Source organism: Fulvivirga maritima (assembly GCF_021389955.1).
Classification (GTDB): Bacteria; Bacteroidota; Bacteroidia; order Cytophagales; family Cyclobacteriaceae; genus Fulvivirga; species Fulvivirga maritima.
Map to the genome: position 1 here is coordinate 3,878,964 of NZ_CP089980.1, position 22,596 is coordinate 3,901,559.

Genomic DNA, 22,596 nt, shown 5'->3' on the forward strand with positions numbered 1-22,596 from the left:
TTTGGAGCCCGCAATCCTCGTTCCCGCTATGCTCAGCATGGTGGTTTGCTATCTGATCAGGTAAATGCTATTTTTATTCAGTGATTAGTAACTATGAATTCCATAATCCTCAAGGAAGCATGGAAAATATTACTTTCATCACTTTTATAGCAGCACCTGAATCCTATGACACCGTTTACTGATTAATCTGAAAAATGACTCGTGAACTAACAGAAATAGAATTTAAAAAAACATTTGGGAATAGCATGGCTGACATTACCCCCACTGGTCGTAGGTTAAGCGCAGTGGTCCTATGACCTATTATGAGCAAGAGCATATGCTCTGAATAAGATAAGCGGATATCTGAAGCTACAATGCTTAGGTCAGTATTTCATGAATATGAATTTGTACATTAAGAAAGGAATTTGAGCGGACGCTCAAGCAATATATGGATCGTAGCGGACGCTACGACCAGATGAGAGCATTTGAAAAAGCCGTAGGTTCATTAAAAAGAATTACAACTAACAAATTATGGAAAGATGGAAACCATCCTGTAGAATGTATAGTGCAGAACTTGCAGCGCAACGTGTTGACTAGATCCATAATATTCCTGTAGAGTCAGAGATAGTAGATGAGGCTGAAAATTATTGTTATAGCTCCGCACGAGATTATGTTGGAGGAAAAGGGTTATTATAAGTAGAATTATTGTGATGGTAACGCGTGTTGCTTAGCTACGCGCGCAAAAATGGAATATTTTGTATCTCATTAAATATTACTATTTCTATATATATTAGTCTTAATATATTAAATTGAGCTTTGAGCAAAATTAAGCTTTCACGAAAAATAGACACTAAGATTATGAAAAAGAACTTCTATTACGAATATAGAAGCTGGACTTTCTTTTGGGGGCTCTTCCTTGACCAAAAAAAAGAAATAAGAAAAGCTATTGACAAATATAACGCAGAAGGTTGGACAGTTGCACAATTTCAAATGCATTCAACTAAAGTGACTGTATTTATGTGGATTATAATTTTTCTTATTTCTGCTTTAACACTTGGTTTTATTAGTTATTGGGTAGGTTTTTCAATTATTTTTGAAAGAGATGAATCAGAAATTTATAAGAAGCCGAAAAGTACTTTGACTAATGAAGAAAAGGCTAGACTATTCGATGAATCTATGAATAAATAGCTCATAACATCAACTAAAAGGTTATAGCTATGTTTTTGGCATCCCTTCGTTCTCGCATGCTTAGCATGGTGGTTTGCTATCTGATCAGGTAAATGCCATTTTTATTCAATGGTTAGTAACTATGAATTCCATAATCCTGTAGGAAGCGTGGAAAATATTACTTTCATCACTTTTATAGCAGTGCCTGAATCCTATGACACCGTTTACTGATTAATCTGAAAAATGAATCGTGAACTAACAGAAATAGAATTTAAAAAACATTTGGGAATAGCATGGCTGACATTACTCAAATGGAAATTGAAGATCCCATTGAAATTTGGGATTATGTAGAGGTCTTGACAAAGGCTAAGGTTGTTGACCAAATTGTCTTTGACAAAGAACTGGTAGAAATGGTTTACAGAAATGACACAAACACTTTTGACCATATTTTACTTCCTACTAAAGACGAAAATGTATTTACCGTTATTGTGGTTGACTTAAAGAACAAAGCAATCCTTGGGCATCGAGTTTTGGATTTGAATTAATAATATGGGTTGAAATAAAAAACATCGCTGTTCATAATCTATTCCAAAGAATCACCTAATAATCACTGATGTATCAGATGTGGAAGATCGAATCTTCATCTTTTTGGTGATCAATGAACTGACCCAAAAAGGCAATTGATAGGGCACAGAATTGGCGCACTTCGAAAAAAGGCAAGCCAACGTTTAGGTGCAGGCACTATTCGGCTAAGTCGTACCTGAGCAGTGAGATCCCGGCTCTTCACTTCGTTTCGGCCGGGATGACGCTAATGATAATTATACTGGTTATTCCGAACATAACGAAGTGTAGAGAAGCCATCTCTAGCTTGCTTCTGCAGCTCGGTGCTGCTTGCATTCCATAGTTTAGAGATTACTTCGTCATGCCTTCCTCCTAATTACTAGGTAGGGGGAAGGGCATCATTTATTTTAAATCAGTGAGGCAAACTGGAGGAGGGCCGCCTTTGGCATACATAACCATGTAAAGGCCTAATCAAACGCTCTTTTTCGCTATGAGTTTTGCAGTGAAATGGTTAGATTGACCATGTAAAACGATTAATGAGATATTTGCTTTATTATGTTTTGTTGACTGTAACTCTTCTGTTTGAAAATGAATAAAATAAGACAAACATCATCTGATAAGGTTAACGGTAAATTGGTTAGATACCGAGAAGGTGATTGCATTTCCATTAATGTCAACAACAGGTACTTAGGAGCAATCATGACAGGTAAGTTTAACAAGTATTACAACCTAACCCTCATGGAATTCGAACTACCAGATAGACCTAAACTATCCGACTTTTTAAACAGCCGATTCTTTGGAACAAGGTTTGGATCGTGGGAGGATCTTACTTATGCTGTAGATCAACAAATGGTAACTTGTAAATATGTTGATAACGATGATAATTTTGAGAAGATAGGTTCTATTCAGTTAATACAGAACGTAATGCCTGCTGGCTATTCCTATCTAACTGACAGAACTGACATATTTGATTACTTTAGCACTCAACTTCCTATTCGAATAGAGAAAAGTAATAACGCAGCTAAATTTCCAGCAATTGCTTTTGTTGGCAAACACCTAATTGAAACTGAGAAAATAATAATATAGAATATTACGTATATCTGCAATGAATGGAAGTGAGGATATTTTCATGAGGATTGGAAAGTCAGGTACATGTGATGAATTTAAAATCGTTTCTATTTTGTAGAAGTTGGGTTAGTGTTTTCTAACCCTGTTCATCATAGTAAGTCGTTGCTTACGAATAGAAATACCTAAATGGCTAAAAGAGAGATCAGAATTTCGTCAGAGTTTAAGGCTCAAACTACCAAAGCAATACTTTCCATTGTATTATTCATTTTTGCGTATGTGTTAATGTTGGCTTTGGCTGTGGGCCTAACTGCTTTATGTGTTTATGGAGGCATAATGCTGATTATAGCCCGACCCATGTTTTTTACAATAGCATTTGGAAGTGGGTTGGCGAGCTTAGGTGTGCTGGTGCTTATATTTTTGCTCAAATTCATATTTAAGTCACACAAAGTGGACCGCTCTCATCTTTTTGAAATTAGTAAGGCGGACGAACCTGAACTTTTCAATCTAATTAGCGACATAGTAAAACAGGTAGGGACCTCCTTTCCGAAAAAGGTTTACTTATCAAGTGATGTGAATGCTTCTGTTTTCTATAACTCCAATTTTTGGAGTATGTTTTTGCCTACTAAAAAGAACCTTCAAATAGGATTGGGGCTTGTAAATACGGTTTCTAAAGCAGAGTTTACAGCAATTTTGAGTCATGAATTTGGCCACTTTTCTCAAAAAACAATGAAAGTAGGAAGCTATTTTTATAACGTTAATCAAGTAATTTATAATCTGCTATATGATAATGAATCCTATGATAACCTTATCCAGAGGTGGGGTAGTATCAGTGGCTATTTTACAATTTTTGTAGTGCTTGCTGTTAAGATTAATGAAGGGGTACAGTGGGTTTTAAGAGCAGTTTATGGAGTGGTTAACAAGAGTAATATGGGACTCTCAAGAGAAATGGAATTTCATGCAGATGAAATTGCCGCCAGCGTAACGGGGTTTGAACCCTTGAAAACTTCATTACTTAGAATGTCTATTGCAGACTATTCTTTTAACTATGTTCTGTCCTTTTACGATGCAAGAATAGCTTCAAATCAAAAAAGCGAGAATATTTACAAAGAGCATTTATATGTGATGAATTTTCTTGCTGAAAACAATAACATGAAAATTGAAAATGGTCTGCCTCAAATTACTGTTGAGGAATTGGGCAAATTCAATAAATCAAAATTGGTTATTAAAGATCAATGGGCCTCACACCCTAGCACAGAAGATAGAATAGAGATGTTGGAAAAAACAGGTGTACTGACACAACAGACCGAATCTATGCCCGCAAATAGCATTTTCACGGACATTATCGAAACTCAGAAGGCCCTTACTGATAAGATATTTAAAGGGGTTCATTATGAAGGGAAAGCTGCACCTATTCCATTTGAGGAGTTCCAAAAAGAATACAGAAAGGAATATAGAGATAACACATTTTCTAAGATTTACAATGGTTATTATGACGATAAAAACCCTAGTTGCTTTGATGTATCCGCTTCAGAATCAAGTGATAAGGAAGCTGCAATAGATGAATTATTCTCTAGCGAAATGGTGGATACAGTCTATACCGCTATAGCTTTACGAAATGATATTGAAACGTTGAGGCAAATTGCCGAAAAGGCTGTACCAATAAAAACATTTGATTATGATGGTAAAAAGTACAAAAAGAAAGATTGTAAGGAGCTAATAGATAAGCTGGGGAAAGAATTAAGTCTAACAGATGATCAAATCACACAAAATGACATCAGAATATATCATTTTTTTCGTCAGTGTGAAGTGAAAAGCGACGCTATACCGATATTGGAATATGATTATAAGAAATTTTTCAATTATGATAAAGAATTTGACTCTAAATTCGAACCCTATACTAAGCTTACTAACGCATTGCAATTTGTAAACCAGACTACTCCTTTTGATGGGATTCAAGCTAATTTCCGTAGAATTGAACCTATTGAAGCAGAGTTGAAAAATGGCATTAAAGAATTGTTGGCAGACAGTATATATGAAACTGAATTGACAAAAGAAATCAAAGACAATTTTGAGCTGTATAATTCAAAAAAATGGCAGTATTTCGGTAATGAAAAATACTTTGATGACAACCTGAACGTCCTATTTACCGCTTTGAATAATTACGCATTTCTGCTATCAAAGGGGTATTTTTTATTAAAAAAGGAATTGCTCGATTATCAGGTAAAGCTATTAAAAGCCACAGACAAGGTGTATAGCCAATAGTCTGCTGAGGGTATGGTTTGATGGTTTATAGTTTTGATCTCATAGTAAGCAGTAACGATGAAAGGTGAGGATGGCCTTGTAATCCACTCACCCTGGCTGTGAGTCTTCGAAATGCTCTTTTATAATCCGCTCCTTTAAATCTAAAGTCATTTCGAGATCTAGGATTTGTTTCAACCGCACCAAGAAGAATGACATATCATTGGATTGAAAGGATGCATAAATCTATACTTTTAAGTTAGACATTTCAAATACCAGCCTACTTGTATTATCTAGTATTTATGTTCCATAGCTTAGGTTCCTTACTTTTTTGCAGTCGATCAAAAAAGTAACAAAAAACTCTTTCTTGCTGTGAGGTCTTCCGCTCACTGAAACATTTCATAGTAATGAACTGCCACTAAGGACTTGAGAAAGGCCTATTTTTCAAACCTCTTTCACCTCACGACGGTACAGCAAGATGAAACCACAGCCGAGTCACACTGAGCCACGTCGAAGTGTAGACGATCGGTACTGATCATGATTTAATTAGATCTCCATTGTTTTGATCTTTTCATATTACGTACTATTTGCTTATACTGCCATTGGTGCGAAAGGAGACATCTATTTATTAGTTTAAGATTGACTTTTCAAACACCTGTGTCTTTTTAAGAACCAAGGGCACTATTGCATAGGGTAATCATGTAGCGTAATGAATCTTACTATTCGGCTAAGTCGTACCTGAGCAGTGAGATCCCGGCTCTTCACTTCGTTTCGGCCGGGATGACGGTACTTATAATTATACTGGTTATTGTGCGAACGTAACGAAGTGTAGTGAAGCCATCTCGAGCTTGCTTCTGCAGCCCAGCGCAGCCTGCTTTCCATAGTTTAGAGATTACTTCGTCCTGTCTTCCTCGTAATTATCATGGAGGGGAAGGACATCATTTCTATCAAGTATGTGCGTGAAAGGGAAGGAGGTCGGAACTGATTTGTATTTTATATAGATGTTAAGCTTTCTCGAGCGTTTAAAATACCTACTGTCAGATTATATTTTCATCCAACGACCATTGGTAATTAGTCTGTTCCGGAATAAGATAATGAAGCCGCCAGCAGAGGTGTGGTGTCAGGCAGATTGATCTATTTTGCTATATTTATGGAATATTGGGAATATCCGGTTTTTTGGTAAAGTACAAGCTAACTGTCTATTGCTTAAAAAATTACAAGTGGAGTAGATAGAAGAGCGTTAGAGGTATTCCTGGTTTGGGGAAATCAAAAAGATACTGCATGAACAAGACTATTAGAATTTTTAAAAAGGCCATTTTATATACTTTTTTCACCCTCTTACTCCTTTCTGTAACCGGGTATATTTATTTCTATGTGCTCCCTAAAGGGCCTGAACTCACCCCGACTAATGACATAGGTACCGGAATAGATTCTTTTGTTATCTACGCTTATAAAGATAGTGAGAGGAAATCGATTAAGGTATGGACTTACAAGCCAGAAAGTTGGAAAGACAAAGACAAAATGATTTTTGTAATGCACGGCGGCGGACGAAATGCAGATGACTATTTAAAAGCATGGGTTGAATTAGCTAATGAGAATAACCTGCTAATAATAGCGCCTGAATTTGAGAATAAGTTTTCAAAATATACTACAAACGATTATCAGGAAGGAAATTTATTCACCTTTTTCGGTACTGAAAACCCGAAAAGTGAATGGGCTTATACGGTAGTTGAAAACATATTTGACCACATTAAATCGGCAAATAATATCACCAACGAGCAGTATGACATTTTTGGTCATTCTGCGGGTGGGCAATTTGTGCATAGAATGGTCATGCTGATGCCTGAAGCGAGAATAGGCACAGCTATAGCCGCAAACGCTGGGTTTTACAGTTTGCCAAATGAGGACTTGGAATTTCCTTACGGAATAAAAAATACAAACACAGATTTGCAAAAGGCTTACAAAAAGAAATTGGTTATTCTCTTGGGAGAATTAGATAATGACCCAAGTTTAGGGACTTTTAGAACAACAGATTTGGCAATGCAACAAGGGACGCATAGGCTGGAGCGTGGAAGCACCTTTTTTAAGATGAATAAGGAATTGACTAACAAAAATAATTGGTCATTTAACTGGGAAATAGATACCGTTAAAAATGTAGGTCACAACTATAAAAAGATGTCTGAAAGTGCAGTAGAGTTAATCAAAGACTGATTCTGGTCATGTGTTGAATGGGTACTGTTGATTGATGTTCATTGATTTATGGCATACCTTCGAATTTATTAAGTGGCAATAGTGTCGACCTTAGAGAAAGGCTTTATTTAATAACAAGTGGAGTTTGTATAGCCCTTTGGTAAGGCTTAATAGCGGGCTGACAAACCAATCTTTTCTGCTAATTTCTATAGCTTTACCATAGCACTTAATTGGTAACACTATTCTGAAATGCGGTGGTGCCTGGGCAGCTCTAACAATCAAAATTTAACATAATAAAGACTATATGAAGGGTCCTGATAAAGACTTAAAATTTCCTATTGAAAATTATGACAAGCTTTGTTTTTTGAAGAATATCATTAAAAATCCCAATATTATTGTTGGTGATTATACGTATTACGATGATTTTGAGAACGTAGAAAATTTTGAGAAGAACGTAAAATACCATTTTGACTTTATAGGCGACAAACTCATTATAGGTAAGTTTTGCATGATTGCATCTGATGTGAAGTTTATAATGAATGGTGCCAATCATTTAACAAATTCTCTAACCTCTTATCCTTTTGCGATTTTTGGCAATGGTTGGGAAAATGCGATGGATGGTAAATCCTATCCCACTAAAGGTGATATAAATATTGGTAATGATGTTTGGATAGGCTACAATGCCACTATAATGGGGGGAGTAAATATTGGTGACGGAGCAATAATCGCTACTAATTCTACCGTTACGAAAGATGTGGAGCCCTACACCATAGTTGGCGGAAATCCTGCTATAGAAATCAAAAAGAGATTTCCTGAAGATGTAATTACTAAGCTTTTGGAATTACAATGGTGGAACTGGGATATCGAAAAAATTACGAAGAACATACAGAACCTAACAGATAGTAATGTTGAAAAGTTGATTGGATAAAACTCTCATAAAACCGTCTTTTAATCACTATGAGTTTTATGAGCTATACAACTCCGAATCTTTGAATCAACTCCGAATAGCATACATCAAGGAACACCCTACTGAATTCACACAGAAATAGAGTAAAGCTGATAATAAAAGGTTTACAATACCTTCAGTGCAATAATGACCAAGAAACTAAAGCATAGCATTGAAAACCTTTACAAGGATTTTGAGAAATATAAGGCGACCGATATGACGGGGAACCCTTTATATGAAGATTTGTCGGAATGGAATCAAGACTTGCTATCAAAACCATTACGAGAACTTAATGAAGATAATTTGTCTCGATTCACCGGAAAGGTTTTGACGAGTTGGGGAAGTGTAAACGACTATAAACATTTTCTACCCCGAATATTCGAATTAACAGCTTATTTAAGAACGCCTTATGAGGTATGGATTGTCTTACAGAAACTTATTTTGGCCGAGTTTCAAAATTGGGCGGATGAGGAAAAAAATGGAATTTACGGATTTATGGTTGCTCTATGGGAATGTATTGTAAATCACTAGTGTCCGAGAAAAAAGATAGGGGCCTCTGAATAATTTCAAGAGTGCCCCATAATGTGTATTTTCGGTTTACCACAACAAAAAATCACACATGAGTAAAAATACATATTTCTACGGACAGCCAATCTTTTCTCAACTATTATCGCTGATAGATAAATCGGTGTTAAATCAAATAATATCAAAATACCAATCTGACAGATATTACAAGAAATTGAATACTTGGCATCACCTAGTAAGCATGTTATACTGCTGTTTCAGTGGGGCAAGTGCTCTCAGAGAGCTTACTACGGGGCTTTTGGCCTGCCAAAACAAGCTGATCCATTTAGGTATTCAATTTATACCCAGACGTTCCACTTTATCAGATAGCAACAAAAAACGCAGTAGTATAGTCTTTGCAGACATTTACATGAAATTGTTTAAAAAGTATCGGCACCTTTTGCCGGACAGCCGCTTGAGAATGGAAGTTCTCAATAAACTTTATATTGTTGATTCAACGATTATTAGTCTGTTTAAAGATATTCTCAAGGTAGCAGGACGCCCTAGAAAAGATGGCAAAAGCAAGGGAGGCATTAAAGCTCATGTAATGATTCATGCGGCAGAATTAATGCCATGTTTAGTACGGTTGACCAAGGGAAGTCAGCATGATCATACATTTTTAAAGCAATTACAACTCCCAGAAGGATCCTATGTGGTGATGGATAAAGGGTATATCGATTATAGACAATACGCACAATGGAGTCATCAAGGGATATTTTACATTACTAGAATGAAGGAAAATGCCAGATATCAATCAATAGATGAGCTAGAACTGCCTGAAGATAAAGACTTTTGTGTACTTAAGGATGAAAAAGTTGTTATCAGTTTCAAGACTGATGGACAAGTGCAAGAGCTTCAAAATAGAAGAATAGCCTATTATGATGACCTCAATAATAAATTATTAGTGTTTATGACCAATAATATGGAGTTGGAAGCAGCCACAATAGCGGCCATTTATAAATACCGATGGCAGATAGAGCTTTTATTTAAAAAGCTGAAGCAGAACTTTCCTCTCAAATATTTTCTGGGGGACAACCAAAATGCTATTGAGATCCAAATTTGGAGTGCCCTGATCTGTCTATTATTGATGGAAGTAGTCCGAAAACAGATCAAAAAAAGATGGGCCTTCTCTAATATGGTCTCATTGGTAAGGTTTCACTTGATGGCCTATGTTCACCTTACCCGCTTTCTAAACAATCCAGACCTAGAACTTCAAAAAACAATATATAAAACCAATCAATACCCTTTATTTAGTCCATAGAGGGCTCACTTTTCCAGATTAGAAGAAAACCACTTTATTTTTGCTTAGAATCGCTAAAATTTCTTAGACCAGAGTTTAGTCGGACACTAGTGATTGTAAATGATAATAGCCCAAAAGCTGAATTTGAATTCAAAGATTACTTTTCTGCTATTTCTCATTTCTATCCAAATTTCACTGAATTATTGGATATTTGGAGTAAGTCAGAGTCAAAAGCTGGGATAAAGCATATAGCGGGCCTTATAATTGACGAACAAACCAATCTTTTTGAAGGTAAAAAAATCAGTGGATTTCGTGACCAAAAAGACAATGCAAAAGAATTTATAGAGTGGATTCTTTCCGATAAGATGTTAGACAAACACCAACAGAAATATTTTGAATTTGAAACGGAAAGCTTTGCCGAGAAAATTTCTTGGGCTGAACAACTTATAAATACACAACGAAAAAGTAAAGCATATGATAATGTGTAGCTACTCATGACCGCCTTCAACAGTGAACTGACCATTGTGTTTAAGTTATAAAAGGAGTAGAATGCCAATTACCAGAAGATAAAACGATCTAGCGCGCGTAGCGAAGCAATACGCGTGCTCATTACAGTCTGTGATTAATAGCGGCTTTCAATTGTACTGGAGGTTGAGGCAATGTTGGCTGTAAGCCTAATGATATAAAGCAGTGCCACCATGCATAGCATGGCAGTAACGGGGGTACTATCAGACGTGTCTGCTACTCTTCCTCTAATAGTATAAGATTGAGCGTAGACAGCTCTGCTAGCTGTTATACAGATAATCAATAACAGAAATGTTACCTTACGCATCATAACAAGTGTATTAATTATGTCTAATTAGAGGCTGAAGCGAGTTCCTTCTTCTTCTTTTTAAGCCATTTCTTATCGATGATAAAAGGTCTTACTATTTCTTTAGAGGAAACTTCTACCCCTTCTGTGGGTATTTTTATGGTTGGCACATCAGCCTTAATATCTATCTCTTTTACTTCATAAAAAATACTTCTACCGGTAAATGATAACTCTAATATCAAACCTGGCAGCCCAAAGTATCTTTCTGGGCCAGCCTGAAACGGGATTTCGGTAGTAAACCAGGCAACAGCTTCTTTATAATCCAAATCAGAGCCTTTTTCGGCCATCTCATATGCAGGTGCTGCCGCCTTTTGAACAGTATACCCCATTATTTTTTTACTTTCTCCGGTCATTTTCCAATTCAAATTATTATTCCATTGGGCTATAAGCATCATTTCCTTGTCTTTCATTAAGCGTTGCTCTGTTACGTTTTTAGATAACAAGTCATAATACGTTTCGTAATGTCTGAAATAGTGAAAGAACTCTGCAGTATTTACTCCCTGTATGGTGGTGTCTTCCTTATGAAAAATAAATTGAGAAATACCATCTTTAATCAGCAAGGTCATATCACGTTTATATCCTCCATATGAATGGTAAGTGTAAGTTACTTTTGCCTGCGTCTGGCCTGCGGATTCGAAAACAATAACTGTTAATAATAATTGTATAGACAGTAATACTATTAGCTTTTTCATTATAGTTAGGTTAGGTATTAGTTACCGTAACAGCAAAAACTGTAACGGTAATAAAATTATTAAATAGCGTGCTCCTTCCGCCAACTTTTTACAGTTACAAATAACACGGCTTGCGATAAGATCTCATTATAACATTAGTTACTGGCTCGATAATGCACGAGTTGATATCACAATATAATTGTATTAATTTATTTAAATATAATAATAAGGTGCTTATTTTATTAAAAAATATAATTTATTTATAAATGATTAATTATTTTGAGTGTGATGGTTGATTATCTAAATGGCGAAATAGCTGCTACAGGCCTTATTCAGGTATTTATTTCCTCCTTCCCGCCATGCTTTGCATGGTGGGTTGCTACCTGATTAGATAAATGCTATTTTTATCCAATGGGCCGGAACTATAAATTTTTATAATCCTGAAGGATGGTATTTTGTTTGATCTAGAAAACTTGGGTTATTTGCCTGAACTAGCGTGTGTAAAGAAGTCATGCTAGTGCATACTACAGTCTGATTAATAACTACTACTTTCAACTATGCAGGAAGTAAGGGGACGTTGACTGTAAGCCTAATGATATAAAGAATAGCCACCATGCAGAGCATGGCGGGGACGGTGAAAATAATTGATTTAATTCTGAGTGAGCTTGAATATTTAGTGCTTTTTAATCTATAAAGATAAAATGATCTCGAATATATTGAATATAGGGCTTGACCGAAAGTTAAAATCTGTTGAGGTGATAGAGGTACTAGGTAGATTATTTCCAGACATCACATTTTTAGATATTGAAGATTTAATTAAAAGTGAGACTAATCGAGAAAAGGAGGTAGGGTCTTTTCAGTTATTTACTGATTTAGAATACGAAAAATTTAATTTTAAAATAGATATTTTCTTACCGAAAAAAACTGCCGTAGATAACGGCATAGAAGTTAAAATTGCTAAAGAGATATCTGAAAAATACAGATGCCGAGCCGTTGTGGCAGGTGACTTCTATGATAGGGTTCATTTTCCTTACACTTGGATAATAATTGATAATGGAAAGTACTTTGAAGCCTCAGAAACTGTATCAGAAATAGAGGGATTAGAACGTTTTGAGATTATTAGAGAAATTAAAATAAATACCAATGGTAATAATTAAATCATGTTTCTCATTATTAAACAATGGATTAATCAAAGGAGGTGATACCTATCCAAAGCACATTACTTGAAAAAGCTCACCAAACCTAACAACATTTTCCTTCTTTACGTAAGTTATTTTCATTTCCTTAGGTAATAAAGTCATATATAATTGTTCTTCCATAATTAAAGCGCTAGCTTTGCAACTGGAACGTAATTAACGGTCATTCTACATACTTAGCCTTTTCATATCATATCCAGGGCATTTCAAGTATTTGATTTTATTCATTCCAGGTTGTCGGAGACTCCGATAATCAATTTTTCAATTAAAATCATACCTATGGGCAGATCGCAAAATAGTTTTATCAAGAAGCAAAAAGAGAAGAAAAAGAGATGAAGAAAAAGGCAAAAATGGAAAAAAAGAAAGAACGTCAGGAAAACAACCTGAAAGGAGCGGAGCTTTCTGAAATGATTGCCTATGTAGACGAGGAAGGTAATATCGTAGACACACCACCTGAAGATTAGTAGAGAAAACATTAGGGGAAGATCTGTTGTAACGTGTTCACCTTGGCTGGCATTGTAATCGCCAAGGTGTGCGGATCTTTCCTAAAAATTTACTTCCTTCAATATCTCACTTCTATTCACCTTACCGGTTTTTGTTTCTGCAAATGAAGCTATGTAATAGATCTGTTTAGGAATTTCATATTTATTCACTGCAAGTTTTAGTTTATCTATAATCGCTGTTTCGGGTAATGAAGCATTAGACTCTACTACCATAATCACTTTTTGGCCTAAAGTGCTATCAGGCACGCCTGCAATGAAAAAACGATGGGTTATCCTTAACCCGCTGAATATTTTTTCAATGGCCCTTTCTACTTTTTCACTTTGAACTTTTACACCACCACTGTTGATCACATTATCTATTCTCCCCAGCCATTCAAAGGTATGAGGAGTCTTTAGGTCTACGCGGTCATTGGTAATAATAGTCTCACCATCGGTTACTGCTGATTGTATAGTAAGGCAACCTCTTTCATCTAGCGCCAGCTGTACTTCATCAAAGGCGATATAAGTATCATCTTTTTCAGAACCATTAAGTCGTTTTAGTGCAATATGTGAAACGGTTTCTGTCATGCCATAAGTGGCATAGGCAGGTACTTGTAATTTTTCTATTTGCTGAGCTAAATGATTGCTAACCGGAGCTCCGCCTATGATTACTGCCTGCATGCGGTTAAGCATGTTTTTGCTCTCTTCATCGGCCAGAATGGTTTCTACTTGTAGAGGTACCAGTGCAGCGAAGTCAGGCTGTGTATTCAGGCCTTTCAGTGGGTTAGAACCGGGCGTTACGGCTATGATGTTCATTTGGTGGAGGAGTGCACGAACCAGCATCATTTTACCAGCTATATAAGCGGTGTCCAGACAAACCAGGGCATTACCCTGAGTTATTCCTAGTGCTTGCATGGTTTGCCGTGCACTGGCTTCCATTTGGCTTCTTTTAATTTTTATCTTCTTAGGAGTGCCGGTAGATCCTGAAGTCTGTAGCTCGAAGCTGCTTTGGCCACTGAGCCAATCTTTAATAAAAGAAACAGTTGTGTTTTCAAAAGGGTTAGAAATAGCAAAGGACCCAATGTTAGTCAGGTCCATGCTTTTATTATTAATGATTATGTCGGGAATGTTATTGTCTTTCAAAACTTCTTTAAATCGCTCTCGAATCGGTCCAGTATAAATTCATCTATCTCTGTGTTACCACAGGCTTGGGCTACTTTTCGAAGTACGGTTACGGCTGTAGTTTTGAGCTCCGGTGTAAGTTGCTCTTTGTATAACTTCAGTCCGTGTAGTGCTTCGTTATAGGCATGATCTATAGTAGGATGAATTTTCTCATCCAGAATTTCAAACCTGCTCTCTGCAGCCCACGCCTCAAATTTAAGCTCTTCTTTTATAATTTGCATAAAAGCAGCCTTTTCTTCTGGCTGTAAGCCGTTGGTAGCTTTAGCTATTACATAGGCTAATTCGCCAATAGCACGATAAATTTCCCTTTTTTCGAACATATATCACCCTTTAGGATTGAGAATTAAGTCTATTCTGGCCAGAAGGTCCTGCACATGATATGAGGACATTCTATCGCTTATATTACTTTTTTGAAGTTTTCTCTTTAAATCTACTAATTTTCCTCTTGCTAATGAACGAATATCTGATTGATCTACTTCCACTTCAGTGCCAGCGGAGTAGTATCTCCCTCTCGATGATTGCTCTTTAGTCATTAAATACCCTAATCTTTCTACATATGCTTTTTGTAAGTCTCTGCGGTAAGCATCTACTTTTTGATTTCGTGTTATCTCCAAGAATATGCCATTTTGCAGGTCGTCCATCATGTTCAGCGCGGTATAGGTTTTTGATCCCATAAAGGCTTCTGCTTCTGATAATCTTTGTAATACCTCAAAGCTAAGAATAGTATTGAGGTGCCTGGCTTGTAAAGATCTTACTCTTTCCAGGGCACCTGAATGTTCTATGCGTCTAAGGATATCTTCATTAATTAACCAGTCAGGTGTGCTAAAGGCTTCATTGATCATAAAGTTCATGGCACTTTTTTGCTGTTCCTTACTTACTGGCTGGTACACTAAACCTGCTTGATCGGCTGTTTTTAATGTTTCTGTAACTCCACCGATGTTTTTGGCTACATGGCCTATATATCGGCTCCAAACGCCGGTGAGCTCACCATACAGTTCTTGCAGGTCTTCATAATTTTCACCTTCCTCAGTAGTCCAGTCAATTAGATTTTTGCTTACAATTTTAAGGTTGCTCAGCCCGTAGCTGCTGGCTTTTACAGCATCATCTCCTATACATTCTGTCTGTGAGGTGGGGTCGAAGCCGCCGTATCCGTTTCCGAAAAGGTATTTAGGGTCACCTTCTTTTTCTTTTATCCAGCTGTCTAAAGTGGATTCCTCTGCTGTGGGGCTGTCGGCCTCGGGTATAACTCTGTACCCCCAGTTGATGGCGTAGTGATCATAAGGCCCTATTTGTCTAATAAACCTGATGTTTTCATCTCCTGGCTGTGCTACGTAGTTATAGCGAGCATAATCCATAATGGTGGTGGCTATGCCGTATTTTTGAGTGAAAGCGCCTGATCTGAGAGAATCAGTAGGGTAGGCGCTGCTGGCTTTCATATTATGCGGTAAGCCCAGTGCATGTCCTACTTCATGAGCTATGACCATGCGCATCATTTCGCCGATTTGCTCTTCGGGGGTGTCTAGCGAGCGAGCTTCAGGGTTAGCAGCTCCAGTTTCCAGCATAAATCGGTTTCTGTAAGATCTTAAATGGTTATGATACCAGATGATATCACTTTCTATGATCTCGCCTGAACGAGGATCAGAGGTGCTTGGGCCAATGGCATTACGCGTAGTGCTAGCCACATAGCGCACAATAGAGTAACGCACATCTTCAGGGCTAAAGTCTGGATCTTCCTCTTCTGTAGGTGGATCTTTAGCAATAATGGCATTTTTAAAACCTGCACTTTCAAAGCATTCTTGCCAGCTTTCAATACCTTGTTTGAAATACTTTCGCCATTTCATAGGTGTGGCAGGGTCCAGATAATAAACAATGGGCTTAACGGGCTCTACCAATTCACCTCTGGCATAAGCTTCCGGGTCTTTAGGCTCCAGTCTCCATCGTCTGATGTAGGTCTTACGATCCGCCTTAAGTGCCTCAGAGCTATAATCTACCTGGCTTACAGTAAACCAGCCTACTCTTTCGTCATGCAGACGAGGTTGCATAGGCTCTTTGGGTAGTAAAACCATAGATTGGCTCATAACCATGCTGATGGTTCCGGAGCTTTGATTTGATGGCGGCTCATCGGCCACATAAGTCATTTCATGTTTCACTTCTATATTCTCCGGGTAGCTCTTGGCTGATTGGATAAAGCTGCGGTCAGAGTCCAGCCTTTTTACTTTGTACTCTTTCCTCATTTCATTAGAAAGTCCGCTGATAGAGGGTACATCTTTAGTGAAGAAATCTGTTACTTCTACTACTAATGCTGAAGAATCCGGGGAATAGGCTTCTATTTTAAAGCTGTAAAGCGAAGGAGCGTAGTTGTTTGACTCTACTGATTTATAAATGGGCAGTGAGTCGCTGGCTACTGCATTGTAAGAAATGGATCTTAATAATATTTTATTCTGGTGCTTTTGCCACTGTACTACCTGCTCTTCTCTTTTGGTGCCGGCGTTGATGTATCCACCGCCAAAGCGAGGGGAGATTTTGGATATTCGGCTAATCAACAGCATGTCAGTGTTAAGCAAGCTGTCAGGTATTTCGTAATAAACTTTCTCTCCGTTAATATGAATTTTGAAAAGCCCTTCATCAGTCTGAGTGTTTTTAGACACTATTTTTTCATAAGGCTTTTTCTCTTTTTTTCTGAGTCTGATTTAGATGAAGTATTGGTTGCTTTTTTAGTGGTTTGGCAGCCGAATACAGCAATCAGTATTAAAAATATCGATGCGGTTTGTTTCATACTTTGAATATAGGGATTCAAAGGGCGGCATAATAATCAATTTGATTTGAAAGGTTGAATATTCTTTTCAGGGGTGAGGAAGGAGATAAGCTGCCTCTGCCAATGTTAGGTTAAATTGCTGCTGAAGTGATTGTTGTGAGAGGGCAGAGGCAGCTTAAACTGTGGTTAGTATTGCTTGGTAGATCGCTCGTAGGTGAAGCCTCCACCAGGATTTTGGTCTCCGCTACCCCACTTTGTGAAGGTAAGGGTGAAGAAGATGTTTTCTTCAACTAGCCATACGCCCAGTTTTTTTCCTTCCAGATCAGGTAGGCTGGTGCCTGTTAATTGTTGATCCGTATCGGTTGTAATGGTAAAGTTGTCTAACACTTCGGTGATTTTGCTTCCATTTTCAAGATACCTCACAAATGAGCCTATGTTATGAAAACTGTAAAAATGAGTGGTGTCTCCAAGTGTTCCATATAAAGGAAAATCCGGATCCCAGTTTTCACTTCCTCCAGTATTATCAAGTAAAGCCCACTTTACGCCTTTAGTGCCACCGGTAGGAGTGAAATCAAAATTTGCAGGAGTGTCGTTCCAAAATTCAGCGTTTAAAGCCTGATCATCTGCATCTTGAGAGAAGGTATCCTGCCACCATTGGTAGTTGTATAGCTGTCTTCTGTGCTGACGAGTGAAAGTGACCTTTTCAGTTATTTTATCCTGATACTGAGGGTCAGTCCAGTCAGCGCTGTCTGGTTTGTTAAAGGTAAGGTTGGGGCCGGTCCATATAATGATGCTTTCTACGGTGCCATCGCAGTTACTGTCAATGCCATCAAAATCATCTTCTTCTGCTCCTGGGTTGATGTCAGCATTACTGTCGTCACAGTCGGTATTATCCATCACATAGCCTTCTGGTTGAACGCAATCCTCTAGCATATCAGAGGCATCTCCAAAGCCATCACCGTCAGCGTCTCTGTACCATGTTGTAGGGGTACAAGCGTCATCATCATCACCACAAGAAATTAAGAATGAACCAGCTAAGAGTACTGGTAAAAACAATAAAAGTCTCTTCATAATCATTAAATGTTTTAAAAATTCCCACAATGAAAATATTTAAATTCATATAAAAAAGGTACATGAAGATATTTTGATGAAATTCCCTTGAGCTCTATTTATGTTGTTAAAATAGTTATATAATCATATGAAAAAAATGAATGATTATATTAAAAGTTAATTTTACGTTTATTAATGGTTTTGGAACTTACATTTAGGGAGATGAAATGGAGCCAATAAAGCTATTGAAGGTTTACTTTTGTTAATGAGCAAAAGCACTCACAGATAATTGGAAAGTCTATCCTTCGAGAGCCTACCAATGACGTAATACACTAAATAGGTATTTGTTCAAGCTCATAACCTAATTCTTTAGCTGTTTTTACTAGCCATCTTTCCCTATGGAGCTGCATTTTTTCTTCATATGCTTTGATGCCCCGTTCTGTGTAATCAAGCCCTTTTACCATAAGCCGCCAGTAGAGTACGGCCAGTTTTCGGGCGGTAGCTTTAGTGGCTATGCCTGGACCTCTTTTGCTTTTCAATCTACGCCCAAAAGCTCCCAGTGCTATCTTTTTGCTTTCTATTAAACTTTGGGCTATTTGTCTGAATATTTGTCCTGCCTTTGGCCTGTACTTTCTGTTTCTGGTTTTATTTTTCTTGCCAGACTGGTGTTGACCTGGAGATAATCCTAGCCATGAAGTGAAATGTTTCTCACTGGGCCACTTACAAAGTTCCATGCCTATTTCAGAATACAATTGTAGCCAGGTATAATCGGTAATACCCGGCAAACACGTAGCATCTTTGCCTGAAAAGATTTTCAGCAGGTGTCCTCCTAAGTGGTCTATATCAGGTTTATTATGTCTAACAGGTTTTCGATCTTTAACAGAATCTATTTCATTTTTGCTTTCCATATCTGAATCGTAGTTATTGAACCGCTTCATGACTTCATCCAGTTTTTGGTCACATGCCAGTATTTGTTGTTTATAAAATTTGTAACCACCGTATGCCTGTCCCAAAGCAAATAACCCTGACTCGGTATAATAGCCTGAAAGTGCCTTGATGACTTGAGAGGCTTTCTTTTCTCTAATACTGCTATGGCACAGGGATAAGAGCTTTTGGGCATCACGTTCCCCTGCCAGGATGGCTTCTATGATCGCCAGACCACTGGCGCCATGTATCTGACTGAGCACTTCTTTGAGCCGGATGTTCATCTCTATTAGCGCCTTTTGCATGTGGTTTACATGCATAGAGGCTGTTCTGAGATGATCTTCTCGCAACCGCTGGTAAGCACGAACTTCCTTCACTTGAGCATCGGGAACAAAACAGCGATTCAATAAGCCATGACTATGAAGTTGCTGAATCCATTGACAGTCCTTTACATCAGTCTTTCGACCTGGTACTTGTCTTGTCTGGCGCCCATCTACTAACCAGACATCTAAACCTGCTGATTCTAGGATCTCATAAAGGATGATCCAGTAAACGCCGGTGGCTTCCATGGCCACTGTCTCGATCCCCTCTGATAATAAATAACACGATGCCTCTTTAAAACTTTCAGTGAAAGTCTCAAAAACACGAACATCCTTGTTTTCCACGGATACGAAAATGTGCTTGGCTCCTATATCTATGCCTGCAGCATTTGCTCTCATCTTTTTCATGACTAATTTTCTAAAAGTTAAACAAAGACCTGTAGGATGAAATATTGTACACGACAGACTACCAATCGGACATTCCTATAAAAACAAGGAAGTACCATACTTTGTGACTCCTTTCTATCCAACCATGCTCAGGGACAGGCAAATTGCACTATGCCAGGTTCGGCTATATTGTACAGGCCACTTCTATTCTTAACGTCATTTCTTTTTGTGCGGTTGAAACAAATGTTAGGTCTCAGGATGACTTTGGTTCTGTTGGTGGTACACATCTTAAGGTCAAGCTGAGGCACTCGAAGCTTAGACCGGTATTATGGAATACCATCTTTTTTGTTTTCAACTTTACTTTTGTTAATCAGTAATGGAAATTTGGGATTGTAGAAAGTCTATCCTTCGAGAGCCTCAGGCTGACTTTGGTTCTGTTATAGTACACACCTTGAGGTCAAGCTGAGGCATTTGAAGCTTCGGCCGGTATTATGGAATACCATCTTTTTTGTTTTCAACTTTACTTTTGTTAATCAGTAATGGAAATTTGGGATTGTAGAAAGTCTATCCTTCGAGAGCCTCAGGCTGACTTTGTTTCTGTTATAGTACACGTCCAGAGGTCAAGCTGAGGCACTCGAAGCTTCGGCCGGTATTATGGAATATAATCATTTATGTTTTCAAATTAACTTTTGTTAATCCGCAATGGAAATAATGGGTTGGAAGAAAGTCTATCCTTCGAGAGCCTTAGGCTGACTTTGGTTGTGTTGGTAGTACACATCCTGAGGTCAAGCTGAGGCACTCGAAGCTTAGGTCGGTTTAATGGAATACCATCTTTTATGTTTTCAAGTATACTTTTTTAATCCGCAATTGAAATTATGGGATTGTAGAAAGTCCATCCTTCGAGAGTCTCAGGATTACTTTGGCTCTGTTATAGTACATATCCTGAGGTCAAGCTGAGGCTCTCGAAGCTTCGGCCGGTTTAATGGAATCCTATCTTTTATGTTTTCAACTTTACTTTTGTTAATCAGTAATGGAAATTATGAGATTGTAGAAAGTCTATCCTTCGAGTGCCTCAGACTGACTTTGGTTTTGTTGATAGTACACACCCTGAGGTCAAGCTGAGGCACTCGAAGCTTAGGCCGGTATTATGGAATCCCATCTTTAATGTTTTTAAATTTACTTTTGTTAATCAGCAAAAGCACTCACAGGTAATTAGAAAGTCTATCCTTCGAGAGCCTACCAATGACGTAATAACTAAATAGGTATTTGTTCAAGCTCATAGCCTAATTCTTTAGCTGTTTTTACTAGCCATCTTTCTCTATGGAGCTGCATTTTTTCTTCATATGCTTTGATGCCCCGTTCTGTGTAATCAAGTCCTTTTACCATAAGCCGCCAGTAGAGTACGGCCAGTTTTCGGGCGGTAGCTTTAGTGGCTATGCCTGGACCTCTTTTGCTTTTCAATCTACGCCCAAAAGCTCCCAGTGCTATCTTTTTGCTTTCTATTAAACTTTGGGCTATTTGTCTGAATATTTGTCCTGCCTTTGGCCTGTACTTTCTGTTTCTGGTTTTATTTTTCTTGCCAGACTGGTGTTGACCTGGAGATAATCCTAGCCATGAAGTGAAGTGTTTCTCGCTGGGCCACTTACAAAGTTCCATGCCTATTTCAGAATACAATTGTAGCCAGGTATAATCGGTAATACCCGGTAAATACGTAGCATCTTTGCCTGAAAAGATTTTGAGCAGGTGTCCTCCTAAGTGGTCTATATCAGGTTTATTATGTCTAACAGGTTTTCGATCTTTAACAGAATCTATTTCATTTTTGCTTTCCATATCTGAATCGTAGTTATTGAACCGCTTCATGACTTCTTCCAGTTTTTGGTCACATGCCAGTATTTGTTGTTTATAAAATTTGTAACCACTGTATGCCTGTCCCAAAGCAAATAACCCTGACTCGGTATAATAGCCTGAAAGTGCCTTGATGACTTGAGAGGCTTTCTTTTCTCTAATACTGCTATGGCACAGGGATAAGAGCTTTTGGGCATCACGTTCCCCTGCCAGGATGGCTTCTATGATCGCCAGACCACTGGCGCCATGTATCTGACTGAGCACTTCTTTGAGTCGAATGTTCATCTCTATTAGTGACTTTTGCATATGATTTACATGCATAGAGGCTGTTCTCAGATGATCTTCTCTCAAGCGCTGGTAAGCACGAACTTCCTTCACTTGTGCATCGGGAACAAAACAGCGATTCAATAAACCATGACTATGGAGTTGCTGAATCCATTGACAGTCCTTTACATCAGTCTTTCGACCTGGTACTTGTCTTGTCTGGCGCCCATCTACTAACCAGACATCCAAACCTGCTGATTCAAGAATCTCATAAAGAATAATCCAGTAAACACCCGTAGCTTCCATAGCCACTGTCTGGATCCCCTCTGATAATAAATAGCACGATGCCTCTCGAAAACTTTCAGTGAAAGTCTCAAAAACACGAACATCCTTGTTTTCTACGGATACGAAAATGTGCTTGGCTCCTATATCTATGCCTGCAGCATTTGCTCTCATCTTTTTCATGACTAATTTTCTAAAAGTTAAACAAAGACCTGTAGGATGAAATATTGTACACGACAGACTACCAATCGGACATTCCTATAAAACAAGGAAGTACCATACTTTGTGACTCCTTTCTATCCAACCATGCTCAGGGACAGGCAAATTGCACTATGCCAGGTTCGGCTATATTGTACAGGCCACTTCTATTCTTAACGTCATTTCTTTTTGTGCGGTTGAAACAAATGTTAGGTC

19 protein-coding genes are annotated in these 22,596 nt (G+C 38.0%); 11 read left to right on the forward strand and 8 right to left on the reverse strand.

What is annotated here, in order from left to right:
* The first annotated feature begins 837 nt into the window (after positions 1-837).
* The 9 genes from LVD15_RS16475 to LVD15_RS16515 all read left to right on the forward strand — a co-directional run bounded on the left by LVD15_RS16475 (position 838) and on the right by LVD15_RS16515 (position 10,441).
* Positions 838-1,167: a hypothetical protein gene (locus tag LVD15_RS16475; RefSeq protein ID WP_233776303.1), complete on the forward strand. Its 330-nt coding sequence runs from the start codon at positions 838-840 to the stop codon at positions 1,165-1,167.
* A 272-nt stretch (positions 1,168-1,439) separates the two neighbouring features.
* Positions 1,440-1,691, forward strand: a complete 252-nt coding sequence (locus tag LVD15_RS16480; protein ID WP_233776304.1) for a hypothetical protein — start codon at positions 1,440-1,442, stop codon at positions 1,689-1,691.
* Between the two features lie 604 nt (positions 1,692-2,295).
* On the forward strand, positions 2,296-2,793 hold the full coding sequence (locus tag LVD15_RS16485; RefSeq protein WP_233776305.1) for a hypothetical protein: 498 nt from the start codon (positions 2,296-2,298) through the stop codon (positions 2,791-2,793).
* 168 nt (positions 2,794-2,961) lie between these two features.
* Complete coding sequence (locus tag LVD15_RS16490) at positions 2,962-5,037, forward strand: M48 family metalloprotease (RefSeq protein ID WP_233776306.1); 2,076 nt, start codon at positions 2,962-2,964, stop codon at positions 5,035-5,037.
* Between the two features lie 1,257 nt (positions 5,038-6,294).
* Positions 6,295-7,224 carry an alpha/beta hydrolase family protein gene (locus LVD15_RS16495; protein WP_233776307.1) on the forward strand — a complete coding sequence of 310 codons (930 nt, stop codon included), beginning with the start codon at positions 6,295-6,297 and terminating at the stop codon, positions 7,222-7,224.
* A 283-nt stretch (positions 7,225-7,507) separates the two neighbouring features.
* Positions 7,508-8,131, forward strand: a complete 624-nt coding sequence (locus LVD15_RS16500; RefSeq protein WP_233776308.1) for a CatB-related O-acetyltransferase — start codon at positions 7,508-7,510, stop codon at positions 8,129-8,131.
* Positions 8,132-8,296: 165 nt separating this feature from the next.
* Positions 8,297-8,680: a hypothetical protein gene (locus LVD15_RS16505; protein ID WP_233776309.1), complete on the forward strand. Its 384-nt coding sequence runs from the start codon at positions 8,297-8,299 to the stop codon at positions 8,678-8,680.
* Positions 8,681-8,768: 88 nt separating this feature from the next.
* Positions 8,769-9,974: an IS4 family transposase gene (locus tag LVD15_RS16510; protein WP_233776251.1), complete on the forward strand. Its 1,206-nt coding sequence runs from the start codon at positions 8,769-8,771 to the stop codon at positions 9,972-9,974.
* An 89-nt stretch (positions 9,975-10,063) separates the two neighbouring features.
* Positions 10,064-10,441: a hypothetical protein gene (locus LVD15_RS16515; RefSeq protein ID WP_233776310.1), complete on the forward strand. Its 378-nt coding sequence runs from the start codon at positions 10,064-10,066 to the stop codon at positions 10,439-10,441.
* Between the two features lie 134 nt (positions 10,442-10,575).
* Here LVD15_RS16515 and LVD15_RS16520 read toward each other — a convergent pair whose 3' ends face one another.
* On the reverse strand, positions 10,576-10,788 hold the full coding sequence (locus LVD15_RS16520) for a hypothetical protein (RefSeq protein WP_233776312.1): 213 nt from the start codon (positions 10,786-10,788) through the stop codon (positions 10,576-10,578).
* 20 nt (positions 10,789-10,808) lie between these two features.
* Positions 10,809-11,516, reverse strand: coding sequence for a GLPGLI family protein (locus LVD15_RS16525; protein WP_233776313.1), 708 nt, complete (start codon positions 11,514-11,516; stop codon positions 10,809-10,811).
* A gap of 695 nt (positions 11,517-12,211) precedes the next feature.
* On the opposite strand from LVD15_RS16525, the gene LVD15_RS16530 reads away from it, so the two are divergent.
* Positions 12,212-12,652: a hypothetical protein gene (locus LVD15_RS16530; RefSeq protein ID WP_233776314.1), complete on the forward strand. Its 441-nt coding sequence runs from the start codon at positions 12,212-12,214 to the stop codon at positions 12,650-12,652.
* Between the two features lie 371 nt (positions 12,653-13,023).
* Entirely contained in the window at positions 13,024-13,155 is a 132-nt protein-coding gene (locus LVD15_RS26895) for a hypothetical protein (protein WP_255763290.1), read from the forward strand.
* Between the two features lie 81 nt (positions 13,156-13,236).
* Here the strand turns inward: LVD15_RS26895 and LVD15_RS16535 are convergent, their stop codons facing one another.
* The 6 genes from LVD15_RS16535 to LVD15_RS16560 all read right to left on the reverse strand — a co-directional run bounded on the left by LVD15_RS16535 (position 13,237) and on the right by LVD15_RS16560 (position 22,365).
* Positions 13,237-14,271, reverse strand: coding sequence for an AMP-binding protein (locus LVD15_RS16535; protein WP_233776315.1), 1,035 nt, complete (start codon positions 14,269-14,271; stop codon positions 13,237-13,239).
* Positions 14,272-14,312: 41 nt separating this feature from the next.
* A complete protein-coding gene (locus tag LVD15_RS16540; RefSeq protein WP_233776316.1) occupies positions 14,313-14,675 on the reverse strand; it encodes a hypothetical protein in 363 nt (120 codons plus the stop codon).
* A gap of 3 nt (positions 14,676-14,678) precedes the next feature.
* Complete coding sequence (locus tag LVD15_RS16545; RefSeq protein WP_233776317.1) at positions 14,679-17,003, reverse strand: zinc-dependent metalloprotease; 2,325 nt, start codon at positions 17,001-17,003, stop codon at positions 14,679-14,681.
* A gap of 293 nt (positions 17,004-17,296) precedes the next feature.
* Positions 17,297-18,181, reverse strand: a complete 885-nt coding sequence (locus LVD15_RS16550; RefSeq protein WP_233776318.1) for a putative metal-binding motif-containing protein — start codon at positions 18,179-18,181, stop codon at positions 17,297-17,299.
* A 311-nt stretch (positions 18,182-18,492) separates the two neighbouring features.
* Positions 18,493-19,812, reverse strand: coding sequence for an IS110 family RNA-guided transposase (locus LVD15_RS16555; RefSeq protein ID WP_233776319.1), 1,320 nt, complete (start codon positions 19,810-19,812; stop codon positions 18,493-18,495).
* A gap of 1,233 nt (positions 19,813-21,045) precedes the next feature.
* Entirely contained in the window at positions 21,046-22,365 is a 1,320-nt protein-coding gene (locus LVD15_RS16560) for an IS110 family RNA-guided transposase (protein WP_233776320.1), read from the reverse strand.
* Between the last annotated feature and the right edge of the window lie 231 nt (positions 22,366-22,596).

Coding starts and splice junctions, on each gene's coding strand:
- LVD15_RS16500 (WP_233776308.1), top strand. CDS start 7,508: ATGAAGGGTCCTGATAAAGACTTAAAATTTCCTATTGAAAATTATGAC.
- LVD15_RS16475 (WP_233776303.1), top strand. CDS start 838: ATGAAAAAGAACTTCTATTACGAATATAGAAGCTGGACTTTCTTTTGG.
- LVD15_RS16535 (WP_233776315.1), bottom strand. CDS start 14,271: ATGGACCTGACTAACATTGGGTCCTTTGCTATTTCTAACCCTTTTGAA.
- LVD15_RS16505 (WP_233776309.1), top strand. CDS start 8,297: ATGACCAAGAAACTAAAGCATAGCATTGAAAACCTTTACAAGGATTTT.
- LVD15_RS16480 (WP_233776304.1), top strand. CDS start 1,440: ATGGCTGACATTACTCAAATGGAAATTGAAGATCCCATTGAAATTTGG.
- LVD15_RS16495 (WP_233776307.1), top strand. CDS start 6,295: ATGAACAAGACTATTAGAATTTTTAAAAAGGCCATTTTATATACTTTT.
- LVD15_RS16490 (WP_233776306.1), top strand. CDS start 2,962: ATGGCTAAAAGAGAGATCAGAATTTCGTCAGAGTTTAAGGCTCAAACT.
- LVD15_RS16550 (WP_233776318.1), bottom strand. CDS start 18,181: ATGAAGAGACTTTTATTGTTTTTACCAGTACTCTTAGCTGGTTCATTC.
- LVD15_RS26895 (WP_255763290.1), top strand. CDS start 13,024: ATGAAGAAAAAGGCAAAAATGGAAAAAAAGAAAGAACGTCAGGAAAAC.
- LVD15_RS16555 (WP_233776319.1), bottom strand. CDS start 19,812: ATGAAAAAGATGAGAGCAAATGCTGCAGGCATAGATATAGGAGCCAAG.
- LVD15_RS16520 (WP_233776312.1), bottom strand. CDS start 10,788: ATGATGCGTAAGGTAACATTTCTGTTATTGATTATCTGTATAACAGCT.
- LVD15_RS16510 (WP_233776251.1), top strand. CDS start 8,769: ATGAGTAAAAATACATATTTCTACGGACAGCCAATCTTTTCTCAACTA.
- LVD15_RS16485 (WP_233776305.1), top strand. CDS start 2,296: ATGAATAAAATAAGACAAACATCATCTGATAAGGTTAACGGTAAATTG.
- LVD15_RS16525 (WP_233776313.1), bottom strand. CDS start 11,516: ATGAAAAAGCTAATAGTATTACTGTCTATACAATTATTATTAACAGTT.
- LVD15_RS16560 (WP_233776320.1), bottom strand. CDS start 22,365: ATGAAAAAGATGAGAGCAAATGCTGCAGGCATAGATATAGGAGCCAAG.
- LVD15_RS16540 (WP_233776316.1), bottom strand. CDS start 14,675: ATGTTCGAAAAAAGGGAAATTTATCGTGCTATTGGCGAATTAGCCTAT.